The sequence below is a fragment of the Bradyrhizobium sp. ISRA464 genome (genome assembly GCF_029910095.1).
Classification (GTDB): domain Bacteria; phylum Pseudomonadota; class Alphaproteobacteria; order Rhizobiales; family Xanthobacteraceae; genus Bradyrhizobium.
Genome location: NZ_CP094526.1, coordinates 1,166,571 through 1,181,006, shown reverse-complemented (window position 1 = coordinate 1,181,006; position 14,436 = coordinate 1,166,571). Strand labels below are relative to the sequence as shown.

At 63.9% G+C, this 14,436-nt stretch carries 18 protein-coding genes and 1 pseudogene; 9 read left to right on the top strand and 10 right to left on the bottom strand.

Translation table 11 applies throughout. From position 1 onward, the window contains the following. Nucleotides 1–93 precede the first annotated feature (93 nt). Entirely contained in the window at nucleotides 94–729 is a 636-nt protein-coding gene (locus MTX19_RS05515) for a pyridoxamine 5'-phosphate oxidase family protein (protein WP_280982763.1), read from the top strand. Here MTX19_RS05515 and MTX19_RS05510 read toward each other — a convergent pair. Both MTX19_RS05510 and MTX19_RS05505 read right to left on the bottom strand, forming a co-directional pair. Continuing rightward, complete coding sequence (locus MTX19_RS05510; RefSeq protein WP_280982762.1) at nucleotides 726–1,454, bottom strand: glutathione S-transferase family protein; 729 nt, start codon at nucleotides 1,452–1,454, stop codon at nucleotides 726–728. The genes MTX19_RS05515 and MTX19_RS05510 overlap by 4 nt on opposite strands. Before the next feature lie 64 nt (nucleotides 1,455–1,518). Continuing rightward, complete coding sequence (locus tag MTX19_RS05505; RefSeq protein ID WP_280982761.1) at nucleotides 1,519–1,752, bottom strand: hypothetical protein; 234 nt, start codon at nucleotides 1,750–1,752, stop codon at nucleotides 1,519–1,521. Between the two features lie 153 nt (nucleotides 1,753–1,905). Here MTX19_RS05505 and MTX19_RS05500 point away from each other — a divergent pair, with 153 nt between their 5' ends. Both MTX19_RS05500 and MTX19_RS05495 read left to right on the top strand, forming a co-directional pair. After that, nucleotides 1,906–2,604 (top strand): YafY family protein, encoded by a 699-nt coding sequence (locus tag MTX19_RS05500; RefSeq protein ID WP_280974086.1) that lies wholly within the window; start codon nucleotides 1,906–1,908, stop codon nucleotides 2,602–2,604. Continuing rightward, a complete protein-coding gene (locus MTX19_RS05495; protein WP_280985870.1) occupies nucleotides 2,604–2,921 on the top strand; it encodes a YkgJ family cysteine cluster protein in 318 nt (105 codons plus the stop codon). The genes MTX19_RS05500 and MTX19_RS05495 overlap by 1 nt, the downstream gene beginning before the upstream one ends. Nucleotides 2,922–2,941: 20 nt before the next feature. Here MTX19_RS05495 and MTX19_RS05490 read toward each other — a convergent pair whose 3' ends face one another. From MTX19_RS05490 to chrA, 3 genes are all read right to left on the bottom strand, one after another. Further along, nucleotides 2,942–3,346 (bottom strand): hypothetical protein, encoded by a 405-nt coding sequence (locus MTX19_RS05490; protein WP_280982759.1) that lies wholly within the window; start codon nucleotides 3,344–3,346, stop codon nucleotides 2,942–2,944. 165 nt (nucleotides 3,347–3,511) lie between these two features. Then, nucleotides 3,512–3,865 carry a DUF3307 domain-containing protein gene (locus tag MTX19_RS05485; protein WP_280982758.1) on the bottom strand — a complete coding sequence of 118 codons (354 nt, stop codon included), beginning with the start codon at nucleotides 3,863–3,865 and terminating at the stop codon, nucleotides 3,512–3,514. Nucleotides 3,866–4,741: 876 nt separating this feature from the next. Beyond that, nucleotides 4,742–5,938 (bottom strand): chromate efflux transporter, encoded by a 1,197-nt coding sequence (gene chrA / locus MTX19_RS05480; RefSeq protein WP_280982757.1) that lies wholly within the window; start codon nucleotides 5,936–5,938, stop codon nucleotides 4,742–4,744. A 343-nt stretch (nucleotides 5,939–6,281) separates the two neighbouring features. Here chrA and arsC point away from each other — a divergent pair, with 343 nt between their 5' ends. Further along, nucleotides 6,282–6,692: an arsenate reductase (glutaredoxin) gene (gene arsC, locus MTX19_RS05475; protein WP_280982756.1), complete on the top strand. Its 411-nt coding sequence runs from the start codon at nucleotides 6,282–6,284 to the stop codon at nucleotides 6,690–6,692. Nucleotides 6,693–7,077: 385 nt separating this feature from the next. Further along, nucleotides 7,078–7,893, top strand: coding sequence for a substrate-binding domain-containing protein (locus MTX19_RS05470; protein WP_280982755.1), 816 nt, complete (start codon nucleotides 7,078–7,080; stop codon nucleotides 7,891–7,893). Here MTX19_RS05470 and MTX19_RS05465 read toward each other — a convergent pair. From MTX19_RS05465 to MTX19_RS05455, 3 genes and pseudogenes are all read right to left on the bottom strand, one after another. Next, on the bottom strand, nucleotides 7,867–8,565 hold the full coding sequence (locus MTX19_RS05465; protein ID WP_280982754.1) for an ABC transporter permease: 699 nt from the start codon (nucleotides 8,563–8,565) through the stop codon (nucleotides 7,867–7,869). The genes MTX19_RS05470 and MTX19_RS05465 overlap by 27 nt on opposite strands. Before the next feature lie 365 nt (nucleotides 8,566–8,930). Further along, nucleotides 8,931–9,686: a Crp/Fnr family transcriptional regulator gene (locus MTX19_RS05460; RefSeq protein ID WP_280982753.1), complete on the bottom strand. Its 756-nt coding sequence runs from the start codon at nucleotides 9,684–9,686 to the stop codon at nucleotides 8,931–8,933. Nucleotides 9,687–9,824: 138 nt separating this feature from the next. Then, nucleotides 9,825–10,167: pseudogene (locus tag MTX19_RS05455) on the bottom strand (PRC-barrel domain-containing protein). A gap of 312 nt (nucleotides 10,168–10,479) precedes the next feature. On the opposite strand from MTX19_RS05455, the gene MTX19_RS05450 reads away from it, so the two are divergent. From MTX19_RS05450 to MTX19_RS05440, 3 genes are read left to right on the top strand one after another with little or no spacing between them, the layout of a single operon-like run. Next, nucleotides 10,480–10,668, top strand: a complete 189-nt coding sequence (locus MTX19_RS05450; RefSeq protein ID WP_280982752.1) for a hypothetical protein — start codon at nucleotides 10,480–10,482, stop codon at nucleotides 10,666–10,668. 33 nt (nucleotides 10,669–10,701) lie between these two features. Continuing rightward, nucleotides 10,702–10,929, top strand: coding sequence for a hypothetical protein (locus tag MTX19_RS05445; RefSeq protein WP_280982751.1), 228 nt, complete (start codon nucleotides 10,702–10,704; stop codon nucleotides 10,927–10,929). 38 nt (nucleotides 10,930–10,967) lie between these two features. Continuing rightward, entirely contained in the window at nucleotides 10,968–11,189 is a 222-nt protein-coding gene (locus MTX19_RS05440) for a hypothetical protein (RefSeq protein WP_280982750.1), read from the top strand. Between the two features lie 230 nt (nucleotides 11,190–11,419). Here MTX19_RS05440 and MTX19_RS05435 read toward each other — a convergent pair whose 3' ends face one another. Both MTX19_RS05435 and MTX19_RS05430 read right to left on the bottom strand, forming a co-directional pair. After that, nucleotides 11,420–12,298 (bottom strand): DUF6537 domain-containing protein, encoded by an 879-nt coding sequence (locus tag MTX19_RS05435; protein WP_280984702.1) that lies wholly within the window; start codon nucleotides 12,296–12,298, stop codon nucleotides 11,420–11,422. A gap of 31 nt (nucleotides 12,299–12,329) precedes the next feature. After that, nucleotides 12,330–12,998 (bottom strand): Crp/Fnr family transcriptional regulator, encoded by a 669-nt coding sequence (locus MTX19_RS05430; RefSeq protein ID WP_280974098.1) that lies wholly within the window; start codon nucleotides 12,996–12,998, stop codon nucleotides 12,330–12,332. A 316-nt stretch (nucleotides 12,999–13,314) separates the two neighbouring features. Here MTX19_RS05430 and MTX19_RS05425 point away from each other — a divergent pair, with 316 nt between their 5' ends. Further along, a complete protein-coding gene (locus MTX19_RS05425; protein WP_280982749.1) occupies nucleotides 13,315–14,427 on the top strand; it encodes a cyclic nucleotide-gated ion channel in 1,113 nt (370 codons plus the stop codon). Nucleotides 14,428–14,436: the final 9 nt, after the last annotated feature.

Sequence of the window (14,436 nt, the reverse complement as noted above, 5' to 3'; positions counted from 1 at the left end):
TGAAGTGTCAACTCACAAGATTGCTTAGGTTCGGGAAACGACCATCTTTGCGAGCAAGGACGACCGCTTTGGCGCCCGTGACGAGAGGCTCAGATGTCAGACGTTCACGCCTATTCCAGCGATGTTGCATTCAGCCCGGCGGTAAAGGAGATCCAGACCCGCAAGGGCTCGCGGGAGGCCTACGCCCAGGTCGAGGCGCGCGGCGGCTGGCGCACCGAGATCGACGAGAACCTCGCCGCCTTCCTCGCCAATGCCAACAGCTTCTACTTTGCCACCGCCTCCGCCGACGGCCAGCCCTATATCCAGCACCGCGGCGGGCCGAAGGGCTTCATCAAGGTTCTCGACAAGCGCACGCTCGCGTTCGCCGACTTCAGCGGCAACCGCCAGTTCATCACGCAGGGCAATCTGTCGGAGAATGCGAAGGCGTATATTTTCGTGATGGACTATGCGCATCGTCGCCGCGTCAAGATCTGGGGCGAGGCGCGCGTGGTCGAGGACGATCCGGCACTGACGCATGCACTGATGCCGCAGGGTTACCGGGCGCGGCCGGAGCAAGTGATCCTGTTCAAGATCGCGGCGTGGGATACCAACTGCCCGCAGCACATCCCGCAGAAGTTCGACGCGGCCGATGTCGCGGCGGCGCTGGCCTCGCGCGATGAACGCATCGCCGAACTCGAGGCCGAGCTGGCCGCATTGAAAGGCCAGCCCGCTCCTGCGGCCGCCGGCTAAGCCGCCTGCTGCAGCGGCGCCCAAGCGAACTCCGGATAATATCGCAGCATCATCCGGTCGACATAGGCGGTGAGATTCTCGAACCTCTCGGTGCGCTCGCGCAGCGGTGATGCAAAGAATGGCGTCAGGATTCCGGCAAGCGCGCCGAATGCCGTGGCGTCGGTGCCGCAGGGCGTATCGCCCATCAAATAGGGCTTGTCACCGAGCTGCACCGAGAGTGCGAACAGCGAACGCATCGCGAGATCGACATCCTCCTCGGGCGCGTGGCGACCAAGCCCGCTCAGGAGATAGTTCTCCGCGACGCGGAACTGGGCGTCCTCGCGCATCTTGTCGCGCATGTGATCGGGCGCGCCGTCGAAGAAATGCGCCGGCCCTTTGGCGAAATTCGTATCGTCGACCCAGCGTGCGCCGACCAGCGCCCAATAGACGTGATGCTCGATCATGCGTTCGAACGCCCAGGCCTGTGCGCGCGCCTGCAGGCTCAGCGGCGCGTCGAAATCGAAACCGTATTTTCCCTCGATATGGGCGCGGATGAAGGTCGAATCGGCAATGGTCTCGCCGTCATCGGCGATGTAGGGCAACTGACCCTTGGGAGACGCCGGCGGCATCGCCTTTTCCTTAGCGTAGGAGAGCCCGGCCATCTTGAGCTGGACCTCGGTCTTGGTCACGAAGGGGCTGATTTCCGGCAAGCCGAACCCCGTGCCGAAGCCAAAAAGCGTAATCATCTGAAGCTCCCGATTGCCTGTGGTCGTGAATGGAGGCTAGCGCCCCCCTGCTGCCACCATGGTGTCAGCAGCAGTGGCATTCACTGTCGAGCGGACGCGCGGGAGCGAGGCGGCGAACCGCCTCGCGAACCCGTTTGACCACCCGCGCCCGCCCGTAGGACCAGGCGGCAACGACTGAGCGCGCAATCATCACAACCAGGGCCCAGCGCAGATCGCTGGAGGTGGAGTAGACTGTGACAAGCTGTTCCAGCGCGAACGTCTGCGCCCGCCGGAAACCGAGTTCATCTAGATTTGCCATGGACAAATTCCCTTCACTTGAGGTGTTGTCTTGGTATAGCCCCCACCTGCTGCCAACATGCTGTCAGCAGCAGTGACACGGGGGCGCAAAAACGCGACGGCCGAGACCCAAGATCCGCCAACAGCGAACAAGAGACTTGCGAAGAGACTTGCCATGAGACGCGCCGACCGGCTGTTTCAGATCATCCAGGTGCTCCGCCGCACCCGAAAGCCCTTGACCGCGGATGCGATTGCGGCGGAGCTCGAGACATCCAAGCGCACGATCTATCGCGACATCGCGACCCTGATCGAGCAGCGGGTGCCGATCCGCGGCGAAGCCGGCATGGGCTACATCCTGGAGAAGGGTTTCGACCTGCCGCCGCTGATGCTGACACCCGATGAGATCGAGGCTTGTGTGCTCGGCGCGCAATGGGTCGTCGGCCACGCCGATCCGGCACTGGCGCGCGCGGCCGAAGACCTGATGGCCAAGATCGCCGAGACGGTGCCCGACCGGCTGCGGCCGTTCGTGCTCGAGCCCGCAAGCCGCGCGCGGTCGGCGTGGAACCGGGAGCCGGACCGCATCGACATGGTCAAGACGCGCAGCCAGATCCACGAGGGCAAGAAGATCACGCTGAACTATCGCGACGAGCATGGCCGCGACAGCGAGCGCACAATCTGGCCGATCGCGGTCGGCTATCACGAAGCGGTGCGGCTGCTCGCGGCCTGGTGCGAGCTGCGCAGGGATTTCCGCAGCTTCCGCACCGACCGCGTGGTTGCCGCGATCTATCACGACGAGAAATATCCGGAGCGGCGCGACCTGCTCAGGGCGCGCTGGCGGCGCAGCCTGGTCTGGGAAGCGCCCAAGGACACATGATGGCCGCGAACGATACCAAGGCGGCGGAGAGCAGCCCTTGCCAGTCCTGCGGCGCCTGCTGCAGCTATTCGGAGAACTGGCCGCGCTTCACCGTCGAGGACGACGATCAGCTCGACCTGATCCCGGAGCAGTTCGTCAATGCGCGGCTGTCCGGCATGCGCTGCGTGGGCGACCGCTGCGCGGCACTGTCAGGCGAGATCGGGGTGGCGACGCGCTGCGACGTCTATGCGGTGCGGCCGGAGGTGTGCCGGACCTGCATGCCCGGCGACGCGGAATGCGCAATGGCGCGCCGGCGCCACGGGCTGCCGGTGATCTGAGGCCGCAGCGGCGGCCGGCCTCAGGCGGTCACCGTCTGGGTGACGTCCTCTTCGTCGTCGAGTTCTTCATCGATGATCGGCGCGAAGGTCGACAGCGGCTTGGTCGACAGCGTGATCGGCTTGCGTCCGCCATGCGAGGTCGCGGTGGTACGCGCGGGCTCACGCGACAGCGCGTACAGGGTCGAACCAACGCGGCCACCGAAATGGATCAGCTCACGCTCGGTGCAGCTCGAGGCAATCGCCAGCGCCAGCGCGTGCAGGTGACTGCGGCGGTAGCAGAACAGTGCCAGCCTCGCCCGCGCGTCGGGCGACACGTTGGCGACCAGGAGCGACAGGCCATTGGGATTGGCGCGGTACATCTGGCCAAGCAGGTCGTCCGCAACCGGGCAGGCATCGTTCTCGAAGGCGTCGCGGCTTGAAAACATTTGCAAATCCCCCTCGATCGCGAAGATGCCGCGCAATTCTCTAACGAAAGGTTAACCACGGCTCCCGGTCGTCACCGGGACCTCTTGCCCGTTGCACGCGAATCACTTTCGCGAGCGGCGGGTTCGCATTCCGACAGGCTTGAGGAGACGGGTGGCGCCGGCCGCTCAGTTCGCGGCCATGTAGATCGACAGCGCGAAGCCGGTGAGGTGGTGCAGCGCCTGGTCGACGCCGATCAGGGTCCAGAACCATGGATGCCCCGACTCCAGCGTCACGCCGAAACGCGAGGCGCAGATTCCCTTGGCGCGGTCGACGGCGATGTGGATGACGAAGTCCACGAAGGCGACGTACCAGAAGCGCGGCGCGACGGCGAGGATCAGCACCAGTGCGACGGCGAGGTGCACGAGGCAGTGCGCGAGCAGCGGCATCGCCCAGCCGGTCTTCTGGTCCTTGCCGATCGCCATCCAGGCGTTCTGCAACATGAAGTCGGCGATGATGTGCTTCGCGGTGAGAAGCAACATCCATCCCACCAGGGCCCCAACCGCGACCGACGATGACATGGAAGGAAACAACAAGCTGACGCCCTTCACTGGGATGAATGTGATTGCAAGGAAATCCGGGTCAGGCCGTCAGCACAATTCCGCAAACCAAAGCGTGTCTCATTTATGACACCTCCCGCGGCGGAATGCACCTGCGGCATCTCAAAATCATATGGTGTGCCCCTCTGACGATAGTGGCAATCGTCATGCGGCATCCGGGCGCAGCTCCCGTTAGGGTATGCGAGCGGGGCCACACAGACGGCATCGGGACGGCCTCGGCTTCCCGGCAAACAGCGATGGGGGTGCGCGGGCGCCTCCTCGCGACGTGAGCCGTCCGAGTCTTGCGTTGCTTTCCACCCTCGTTCCGAGCAGAGGGCGCAGGGAAAGCCGGGTGCCGATCGCACCCATGGGTCCCGCGTAGTAAAAACGCGGGAGGTAGGACCACAGGTGAAACCGGAGCAATCCCGGCTTTCCCTGCGCGATGGTTTACGGCTTATACGTGCTCTCCCCGGCGAGACTGGGCTTTGTTGTCACCGTCATCAGTGAGAGAGCTTGCTCTTACTGATGAGACACCTGCCACTAGGGCGTCAGGCCTGCACGACTTCACCGTCCGCTATCTGCCACGCTCGTCAGCCGTGACATCGGCGTCCACCGCATCCCAACCCAACACTCGTGACGACCGCGAAGCGCCCCTCAAGCGGGTGAGACGGGCGGATTCGTGCCACTGATTTGCCCGACGGTGGAAGCGGAATATTTTTTGCGCAAGGACTGGACGGCCTAAATCGCCTTGAAAAATTTGAAGAAATTAGCCTCTGCGCGCACGCCAAAGAGAACAGATGACCCGTCGACCGGGGGGCCTCACAGCGCCGCCGCCATTCCGGCGATGGCACTGAAGACAACAACCACAAGCGGCGGCGCGCGCCAGACCATGAGCAGAACGAATCCGACCAGCGCGATACCGAAATCGCGCGGACCGAGAACCGTGCTCGTCCACACCGGATGATACAGTGCCGCGCCGAGAATACCGACGACCGCCGCGTTGACACCGCGCATCATCGCCTGCGCATCGGTCCGCTTCCGGAACGTCTCCCAGAACGGCAGCGCGGCGAGCAGGATCAGGACGCCCGGCAGGAAGATGCCGAGCAGTCCGACGATCGCGCCGCCGACGCCATGCGGCTCGATCCTGACCACCGCGCCCAGATAGGCCGCGAAGGTGAAGAGCGGGCCCGGCACGGCCTGCGCGGCGCCATAGCCGGTCAGGAACGCGTCGTCGCTGACCCAGCCGGGCGCGACGACGGCCTCGCGCAGCAGCGGCAGGACCACGTGGCCGCCGCCGAACACCAAGGCGCCGGAGCGATAGAAAGCCTCGAACAGCGCAACGCCCGAGCCCGGTGCCAGCCGCGCCAGCACCGGCAGGCCGATCAGCAGAATCGAGAACGCCGCCAGGGCGACCACCCCCATGGAGCGGGACACCGGCATGGCGAAGTGACCGCCCCCGTTGCTCTGCCCGGTCCGGCACAGCGCAAGGCCGGCAATGCCGCCCAACAGGATGGCGCCGATCTGGGCGATCGACGAGGTGCTGAACAGAATGAGCAGCGCCGCGACCACCGCGATCGACGCACGCGTCCGATCGGGACATAGCGTCCGCGCCATGCCCCAGACCGCTTGCGCGACGATTGCGACCGCCACAAGTTTCAGCCCGTGCACCAGGCCCGTGCCGACAGGTCCAACCAGCGCACCGGCACCATAGGCAAACAGCACCAGCGCAATGGCTGACGGCAGCGTGAATCCGGTCCACGCCGCCAGCGCGCCGGGATAGCCCGCGCGCATCAGACCGAGCGAGAAGCCGACCTGACTGCTTGCCGGCCCGGGCAGGAATTGACACAGCGCCACGAGGTCTGCGTAGGCTTGTTCGTCAAGCCATTTGCGACGCTCGACGAATTCATGCCGGAAGTAGCCGATATGCGCGATCGGCCCGCCGAACGAGCTCAAGCCAAGTTTCAGGAACGCGGCGAAAACCTCGGCTGCAGTGCCCTCAAGTTGGTTGTCACTCATCGTGCACTACCGTCGAAATTTCCTGTTGGAACGCCCTGCGGTGGTCAAGCGTTGCGGCACGATCATATCGCGGAAGATGTGAAATGGCTTCAGCGGCCGACCGGCATGGTCATCGGCCCGGTCACCCGCAAAGCGGTCTCTGCGCGTGGCATTGCGAATTGCAATTGACAACGGCGGTTATTTCAATGCTTGCTGAAATATAGGAAGGACAGATGCCGTCGCGGCCCTCGCAGCGCTTGCCCGGGACAATCGGCCCAGGACAATCGGCTGGATGTGTTCAGGCTGCTGATGCAGGCCGGTCCCGACGGCAAGCCCTCGTCCGCGTGCTGCTGAGACGAACGCGATGGATGTGATCATCTACCATAACCCGAATTGCGGCACGTCGCGAAATACACTCGCCATGATCCGCCACGCGGGCATAGAGCCGCACGTCATCGAGTATCTGAAGACGCCGCCAGCGCGGGCCTTGCTGCAGCAGCTCGTTGCGCGCATGGGGCTCTCGGTGCGCGACCTGCTGCGCGAGAAGGGCACACCGTACGCGGAACTCGGCTTGAGCAACCCGGCCTTGACGGATGACGACCTGCTGGATGCAATGATGGCGCATCCGATCCTGATCAACAGGCCGATCGTCGTCACGCCGAACGGCGTGCGGCTTTGCCGGCCGTCCGAAATGGTCCTCGACCTCCTGCCGCCGCAGCGCGGCGAATTCGTCAACGAGGACGGCGAACGGGTCAAGCTGGACCGCGGGATCTGATGCCGAGCCTCGCGCAGCGCGCCTTCGCCGAGTGTCTTGGAACGGCCTTCCTTCTTGCTGCCGTCGTCGGCTCCACAGCGGTACCATCGCCCGCTCGCTGTCGAACACTTTCGCCGGCATCGCGCCAGATGGAGTCGTGCCCTTTGTCGCCGCCCAGCTAGAGCATGATCCGGAAAAGTGTGAAGCGGTTTTCCGAAAAGATCATGCTCAAACAAAGAGCTAAAGCGCGATGACGATTCAAACCTAATCTCATCGCGCTTTAGTTGGCGCGTTGCTCGCAATTCCGCTTGCACTCTGGCTATGGCGACCGTACGGCAGAGCATGCGGAAGTCCAGGGGCCGACTGAGCGAGAGTTGCACTGGTGCCGACCTCCCGGAGGAAAAACATGATGCGGCAGTTTTTCGTCATCCTCTTAGCCACACTGGCCTGGTGCTCGCCCGCGGGAGCGCAAGACCGCACCATCATCGTCGCTTCAACGACGTCGACCGAACAGTCCGGCCTGTTTGGCTATTTGCTGCCGCAATTCACCAAAGCGTCGGGAATTGGCGTGAAGGTCGTCGCCGTCGGCACCGGTCAGGCGCTCGATATCGGCAGACGGGGCGATGCCGACGTAGTTTTCGTTCATGACAGGCCTGCCGAGGACAAGTTCATGTCCGAAGGACAAGGCGTGAAGCGCTTCGACGTCATGTACAACGACTTCGTTATCGTCGGGCCGAAGGCCGATCCGGCTCACATTGCCGGTGATAAGGACGTCGCCGACGCCCTGAGAAAGATCGCGGCAGCGACGGCTCCCTTCATCTCGCGCGGTGATCGATCCGGCACCTACGAAGCCGAGCTGCGACTTTGGAAGGACGCAGGCATCGACCTTGCCGCGGCAAAGGGTAGCTGGTACCGCGAGATCGGTCAGGGAATGGGACCGGCACTCAACATGGCGGCGTCGTCCAATTCCTATGTGCTGTCGGATCGCGGCACCTGGTTGTCCTTCAAGAACCGGGGCGAGCTCACGATCCTGACCGAAGGGGACAGGCGGCTGTTCAACCAATACGGCGTGATGCTGGTCAATCCCGCGAAGCATCCGAACGTCAAGGCCCAGGACGGGCAAGCCTTCATCGACTGGCTGATCTCGCCGGCCGGGCAGACAACGATCGCCGGCTACAAGGTCGGCGGGGAGCAGCTATTTTTCCCCAATGCGTCCCACTAACAGAAACGCCACGGTCGAGACCGCGACGCTCAGGGCCAGCAGGATCAGCCCGAGTCCAAGCGCGAGCGCCAGATCGCCCTTGCTGGTCTCGAGCGCAATCGCCGTCGTCATCGTCCGCGTATAGCCGCGAATATTGCCACCCACTATGAGGATGGCACCGACCTCGGCAATGGCCCGGCCGAAGGCGGCGAGAAAGGCGGTCAACAGGGATGCCCGGCCCAACGCGAACAGCAAGGCAATGCTGCGCAGGCGCGACAGGCCGTCGGTGCGCGCAAGATCGCCGAATTCCACCCACAGCAGCGATGACGGCCGATGCACCAACGCGACCACGATCGGCGTTGCGAGCAGCGTCTGGGCGATCACCATGGCGGCCGGCGTGAACAACAATCCGGCAGACCCGAAGGGCCCCGATCGCGACAGCAGCAGATAGAGCGCGAGGCCAACGACGACCGGCGGGAGGCCAAGCAGCGCGTTGGTCAGCACGATGATGACGTGCCGGCCTTGAAAGTGGACAATCGCCAGCCAGGCCCCGATCGGGGCCCCGATCAACAAGGCAAGAATGCTCGCCGTCAGGCTGACCCGCAATGACAGCGCGACGATGCCCAGCAGTTCGGGATCAGCATCGCCAATCAAAGAGAGGGCTGCGCTGACCGATCGTGCGAAGTCGTTCATCCGCTTTTGCGGCGCAGCACCCGGCGCGCGACCTCAGGCACGCGGGACACCCTCGCCACGATCGATCTGGGGCTGCTGATTTGCCTTGGGATGCTGATCTGCATGTCGTCAACGACCGCCGCCATCCGTTGGGGGCTGTAGATGTCCTCTAGCGAATGGGGGCTACCGGGGCCGTGGACGCGTTTCATTCACCGAAATCCGCTATGTTCGATGGGGACAGATCAGCGCCCCGGTCGCGGCCTGACCGACCAATAGCGCAGCATTGCTCAGCCGGCTGCGGCGGAGCATAGCGCAACTCGACCGTGAAAGGTCAAGACCTCCGTCGCTGGAGCCAGACAATCCACGATTGGAGACGACCCGTCACGTCATCCGGCCGCAGCGTCGGTGACCGCAGCATCGAGCTGCCGACCCTCGTGATCCATATGCAGGTAGTTCGGATTGAACAGGCCGGCATGCATCAGCCGGTGGAGATCGGGAATGGACAGGGTCCTGCCCTTGAGGATGATGAGTCCGTCGGCACGCAGCTCCTGCAACGTGCGGTTGATATGGACCTTGGACAGGCCGGTGGCGTCGGCGAGATCGGCCTGGGTCAGCGGAAAATCGCAACTGTCGCCCTTGGTCAGCCCGGCCAGACGCAGGCGCAGCCAAACTTCGCAGAGCAGATGGGCGGTCCGCTCGAGCGCCGTGCGCTGGCCAAGATTCATCGTCCATTCGCGCTGGATCGCCGCGTTGACGAGGGTCTCCCACCAGAATGCCGTGACGATGCGCGGATGCCGCGCGGCGATATCATCGAAGAATTCGCGCGAGAGATCGGCGATCGACACCGGCGTGATGGTGCCGATCGAATGATCCATCTCGCGCAGGACGAAGACGTTCACGTCGCAGATATCGCCGGGCAGGAAGAACGACACCACCTGCCGCCGGCCGTCGTCGAGCTGCTTGTAGCGGCAGGCCCAGCCGGACAGGATCAGATGCACATCCTTCGGCGTGTCGCCCTCGCGCACGATATCGACCCGCGGGCCAAAGTGGCGCACCCGTTCGGATGCCGCGCGATTGAGAACTGCATGATCCACCGGCGAGAGCCGTACGGATTGCTCCAATTTTCGGACTAACGATGCCAACGACATTGGTCTCCCCGCATGTTCATCGGGTAACCGCCGGGCTGATTCCAATAACGTATTATGTGCGTTGCATGGATATTGGCGATATTGGCGAATGTTCGCAAGTGCGCACAGGCGCGAATTATTGAACACCTCGACTCACTTCGTCGCCCGGCGCGTGGCGCCGACATCAGCCCAATTCCAGTCCCCGCTCGCGGCCATATTTCGGCGCATCACGAAGCTGATCCACGGTGACGCCGGTGACATAGCCGCCCAGCCGCGTATCGTATTTCAGCGACTCCCAGGGCAGCGGATAATGGTTGTTGCCAAGACCGAGAATGCCGCCGAAGCCGAGCACGGCATAGGAAACACGTCCGCTTTTTTTGTCGATCATGACGCGCTCGATTGAACCGATCTTGCGATCGTCGGCGCCGTAAACGGCGGTGCCCTCCACCTTGTCGCTGCCGATGAGATTCCCGCTCTCCCTCTCATCCATCGCCATTTGTCAGATCTCCATAGTGTCTCGCGTCGTCAACGGCCGGGCAAAATCATCGTTCCCGCGACAATTGCTGCAGCGCATGATGTCACCACGCGGGCCCCGGCGACGAAATTCGCCGAGGCCCGTCACCGGAGTGGTCCACTGCCCTCGGGGAGCAAAGCAGTGAACGCACGGGTGCTACGCATGGCCGGCGAGATCGTTCCTGCGATCTTGGGGGTGATTTTTTCGATGTGCCCAATGTCATAGGTTAACGACGGTGCTTCGGAACCCGCCTAGCATCCTGTTTCCACCTCGGGACCCCACCTCGGAGGCGGCATGAAAAAGAAACGCAACAAATCGCGACCGGCCGGATCGTTCGAGCACCGCCTCCAGAAATTCGCCGACAACGCGCGCATCGCGGCCCGCAAGATGCCACCGGGACGGGAACGTGAAGCGCTGATGCGCAAAGCCAGGCAAACCGAGACTGTCATGGAGGTCAGCGATTTGCTGACGCTCCGCAAATAACCGTGCCCGAACGGGCCTACAGGGAGGGCTGCTATGATCGAGGAGAGATTTGATTCACGTACGCTCGCCGCTATGAGCGCGGCTCTCGACCACGTATGCGCCGACGCTCTTCACGGCGAGGAACATGCCACCCGCAAGCGCGTTGCCAGACAGATCATTAGATGCGCCAAGAGCGGCAGGACGACGCTCATAGAGCTGACCGAAGCCGGACAACAGGCGGTGGTCAAGCTCGGTGCTCGGCAGGATAGCCGCCCCCATTAGCGCCTGCTGCTCTCGGCCTTCAGCAGAGGCAGATACGCATGCGCGTCGCAATCAGCATCGTCCTGCTGGCCTTCCTGATCGCCGTCGGCGTTTACGCCTATGAGGGCTTGATGGTGCCCAATGCGCCGGTGCCGACCTATGGTGTCGTCGCATTCACCGTCGGAGTCGTCGTCCTGGCCGTTGTCGGCGTCGGTCTGATGGGCCTGCTGTTCTATTCGAGCCGCCACGGTTACGACGAGCCTCCGCATATCAAGCGATAGGTTCGCGACAGAGCAACCGCAACGCCATCAGATCCGTCATCCCCCCGCAAAGGCTTCGCCTTTGTCGCTGGAGTGCGTGCTCTCGCGCGCGTCTCGAAGGATGCACGGCCACCAGCCGGGCCGCCGCCCTTCGAGACGGCCGCTTCGCGGCCTCCTCAGGGTGACGGTGACAGGTGGAACGCGGGGACCAATACGCGAGGCGCAAGTGCGCCTTTGCCATCCTGCAAATCTCAAGGCAACGGCCTGCTGGCCGGCACGCGCGCGCGGATCTCCGCGATCTTGCGCTTCAATGAGGCCTGGCGCGGGTCGGGCATGATGGCAGCGCGCGCCTCCGCGATTGCGCCGGCGAGATCGGAGAGCGCGAGCGTGCCGTCGAAGACGGGCTTGGCGAGGCCGTCGATGATCGCATGCCAGTCCGCGATGCCCTGGCGGTACGGATCGCCGTAGCCGTTGATCATGGTCGCAGTCTGGATGACCGCCACGGTTGCGCTCGGCTGCTTGGTCAGGCTGCGATCGATCATGTGCAGCCAGCGCTCGACCCAGACGCGCTCCTTGGCATAGCGCACCGAGAACATCCGCCAGCGTTTCAGCCCGGCTTCGATCCTGAGCCTGCGAACACTGAAGCGGCTATTGGCGCTGAAGCGGATCGAGACCCTCCGCCGCCGCCAGCCGAGCCAATCGAGCGCGCCGAGCACGGGGTCGGCGACCACTGCCGGCAAGGCATCGATCAGTTCGTCGAGGCGGAATTTCTTCACGTCGTCGGCGGAGCGTGCCGCCCGGCCACCGGCCGCGTGGACCTCGCGGAGCTTGAGCTGCGCGATGCGGATCGGGTCTTCATAGGCCATGCGCTGCGCCATCAGCCGCGCGATGTCGGCGAGCATGGCGTCGTCGACGCCGCGCCGGCCGACGAAACGCTCGAGCCGCTCGATATAGAGCCTGGCGTAGCCGGCGCTCTGATACTCGGTCAGCAGATGAATGGCGTCGCTGACAACCGGGCTGAGCTGCTCGGGGCAGGCATCCGGCGGCACTAGCGGTCCGTCGTCCTCGTCGCCGATGATGTCGGCGAACAGGTAACGGAGCGAAGCCAGGAGACTGTCGTCGTCCGGCACTGCGGCGTCTCCAGAACTCGTCACAGCGGGCTCATGCAGGTTTTGGCTCCGCAACCTGCGGGGTGGCGTGCTGCGCGAGCCGCTGCTCGAGCGTCGAGATGTTCTGGAACAGGCGGGCGCTGGCGAGCCGCAGGAAGTAGAAGCCGAACGCAGGATTCTGGACGTAAAGCTGCTCGACCTGGTCATAGGTCACCGACAGCACCGTACCGGTCTCGACGCATTCCAGCGTCTGGGTCCGCGTGTTCGACGGCGACAGCATGCCGAACTCGCCGACGATGGCACCGACCGGCAGCTCGATGCCCGACTCGACCAGGCGGAAGCGGCCGCTGACGATGTAGAACATGCTGTCGGCTCTCTCATCCTTGTAGAACAGCACTTCGCCGGCGGTGCATTTGCGCTCTGTCGTGAACGGCCTGAGCCAATCCATCGACAGATCGCTGTTGACGGATTTCTTCACGTTGCGGACGAGTTGCAGCATCTGGTGCAGGCGGTAGGTGTTCACCGGCAACAGCACGGAATGCAGGATCAGCGTCGCGTAATTGTGGGTCGGGACCGCGGTCGCGATCAGGATGATGTTCGTCAGGATGGCGAAGACGCGCAGCGGGATCATGGTTCGCATCGACAGCGTGGCGACCACGAAGATCGATGCGAAGAAACTGCCGGCGGCGCCGGCGTGCTGCACGAGATGTGAGGTATCCATCGGAAACCAACCAATTCTCAAGAAGTGAACACAATCGCCCTATTAGTCGCTGCAGGGCGGCCGAGGTCGCATATCCGAACCGCTTCCCTGGTATACGGGGAAAAAGCGACGTTTTGTCGGGATTCTCACATTTGTGGAAGCAAAATCAGGACAGTATAGCCGGACGTTCGTCGAACAGATGGGAGGTCGGCCGCGGCAGCGCGTCGACCCGCATGCGTTGACGGCCTCACCCGGGACAGGGCAGGTTGTGGCCTCGGCCCCGGCTTCTGGCGGGGGTCCCGTTTCAAGCAGTTCGTCGACAGGCAACATACGTCCGATGTTCAAGCGGCTCGCCTTTCCGGTTTTGACACAGTTCGTGTCTGCCACCGCCGGCCGCAACATGACCACGGTCGCCTATGTCGCGGTGACCCTCGGCGTCGCCATGATGACGCTGCTGACGGTGGAGCCGGCCTATGACGCGGCCGCCCGCTGGGTCGACGCGCTGCTGTGGGTCTGCCTCGCCTATTTCGTATTCGAGTGGCTGGTGCGGCTGCGCCACATGGGACGGCAGGGCCGGTTCTGGTTCTATGCCTTGTCCGGCGCCGGAGTGGTCGACGCGATCGGCGCGCTCGCCGTGCCGATCGCCCTGCTTGCCGGTGTCGAGCCGAAGACGGCATGGCTGCTCGCGATCCTGTGGGCGCTCAAGGTGGTGCCGGGGATTCCCGGCTTGCGGCAGCTTCGGCGCGTGCTGGTGCAGGAGTCCGGGCCACTGATCAGCGTGCTCGTGATCTTCCTGATGGTGGTATTCCTCGCCTCGGTCGCCGAATATTTGGCGGAGCGCGACGTGCAGCCGCAGACCTTCGGCAGCGTGCCGGCCGCGCTGTGGTGGGCGGTGGTGACGCTGACCACCACCGGCTATGGCGACGTGGTGCCGATCACGCCGCTCGGCCGGATGGTCGCGGCACTGGTCATGATCGCGGGCCTCGGCGTGTTCGGGCTGTGGACCGGTATTCTGGCGACCGGCTTCGCCGCGGAGACGCGCCGCGACAATTTTCTGAAAACCTGGGAAACCGTCAGCAAGGTGCCGTTCTTCGCAACCCTCGGGCCAGCGGCGATCGCCGACGTCACCCAGATGCTGCGGACCGTCGACCTGCCGCCGCGCACGACGATCATCCGCAAGGGGACCAGCGGCGACTGCATGTATTTCGTCGCCGCCGGCGAGGTGGCGGTCGACCTGCCGGGCCGCAAGGTGAAGCTCGGCGAAGGCGCGTTCTTCGGCGAGATAGCGCTGCTCGGCAATACCATGCGCGGCGCCGATGTCACGACCACCAAGGTCTCGCGGCTGTTGGTGCTTGACCTGGTCGATTTCCGCCTGTTGATGGCACGACATCCCGATCTCGCCGAGACCATCGATGCCGAGGCAAAGCGGCGCGAACTCGAGAACCAATAGTGATGGAGA

Coding starts and splice junctions, on each gene's coding strand:
- MTX19_RS05510 (WP_280982762.1), bottom strand. CDS start 1,454: ATGATTACGCTTTTTGGCTTCGGCACGGGGTTCGGCTTGCCGGAAATC.
- MTX19_RS05450 (WP_280982752.1), top strand. CDS start 10,480: ATGAAAAAGAAACGCAACAAATCGCGACCGGCCGGATCGTTCGAGCAC.
- arsC (WP_280982756.1), top strand. CDS start 6,282: ATGGATGTGATCATCTACCATAACCCGAATTGCGGCACGTCGCGAAAT.
- MTX19_RS05500 (WP_280974086.1), top strand. CDS start 1,906: ATGAGACGCGCCGACCGGCTGTTTCAGATCATCCAGGTGCTCCGCCGC.
- MTX19_RS05490 (WP_280982759.1), bottom strand. CDS start 3,346: ATGTTTTCAAGCCGCGACGCCTTCGAGAACGATGCCTGCCCGGTTGCG.
- MTX19_RS05485 (WP_280982758.1), bottom strand. CDS start 3,865: ATGTTGCTTCTCACCGCGAAGCACATCATCGCCGACTTCATGTTGCAG.
- MTX19_RS05470 (WP_280982755.1), top strand. CDS start 7,078: ATGATGCGGCAGTTTTTCGTCATCCTCTTAGCCACACTGGCCTGGTGC.
- MTX19_RS05465 (WP_280982754.1), bottom strand. CDS start 8,565: ATGAACGACTTCGCACGATCGGTCAGCGCAGCCCTCTCTTTGATTGGC.
- MTX19_RS05515 (WP_280982763.1), top strand. CDS start 94: ATGTCAGACGTTCACGCCTATTCCAGCGATGTTGCATTCAGCCCGGCG.
- MTX19_RS05495 (WP_280985870.1), top strand. CDS start 2,604: ATGGCCGCGAACGATACCAAGGCGGCGGAGAGCAGCCCTTGCCAGTCC.
- chrA (WP_280982757.1), bottom strand. CDS start 5,938: ATGAGTGACAACCAACTTGAGGGCACTGCAGCCGAGGTTTTCGCCGCG.
- MTX19_RS05440 (WP_280982750.1), top strand. CDS start 10,968: ATGCGCGTCGCAATCAGCATCGTCCTGCTGGCCTTCCTGATCGCCGTC.
- MTX19_RS05425 (WP_280982749.1), top strand. CDS start 13,315: ATGTTCAAGCGGCTCGCCTTTCCGGTTTTGACACAGTTCGTGTCTGCC.
- MTX19_RS05445 (WP_280982751.1), top strand. CDS start 10,702: ATGATCGAGGAGAGATTTGATTCACGTACGCTCGCCGCTATGAGCGCG.
- MTX19_RS05505 (WP_280982761.1), bottom strand. CDS start 1,752: ATGGCAAATCTAGATGAACTCGGTTTCCGGCGGGCGCAGACGTTCGCG.
- MTX19_RS05430 (WP_280974098.1), bottom strand. CDS start 12,998: ATGGATACCTCACATCTCGTGCAGCACGCCGGCGCCGCCGGCAGTTTC.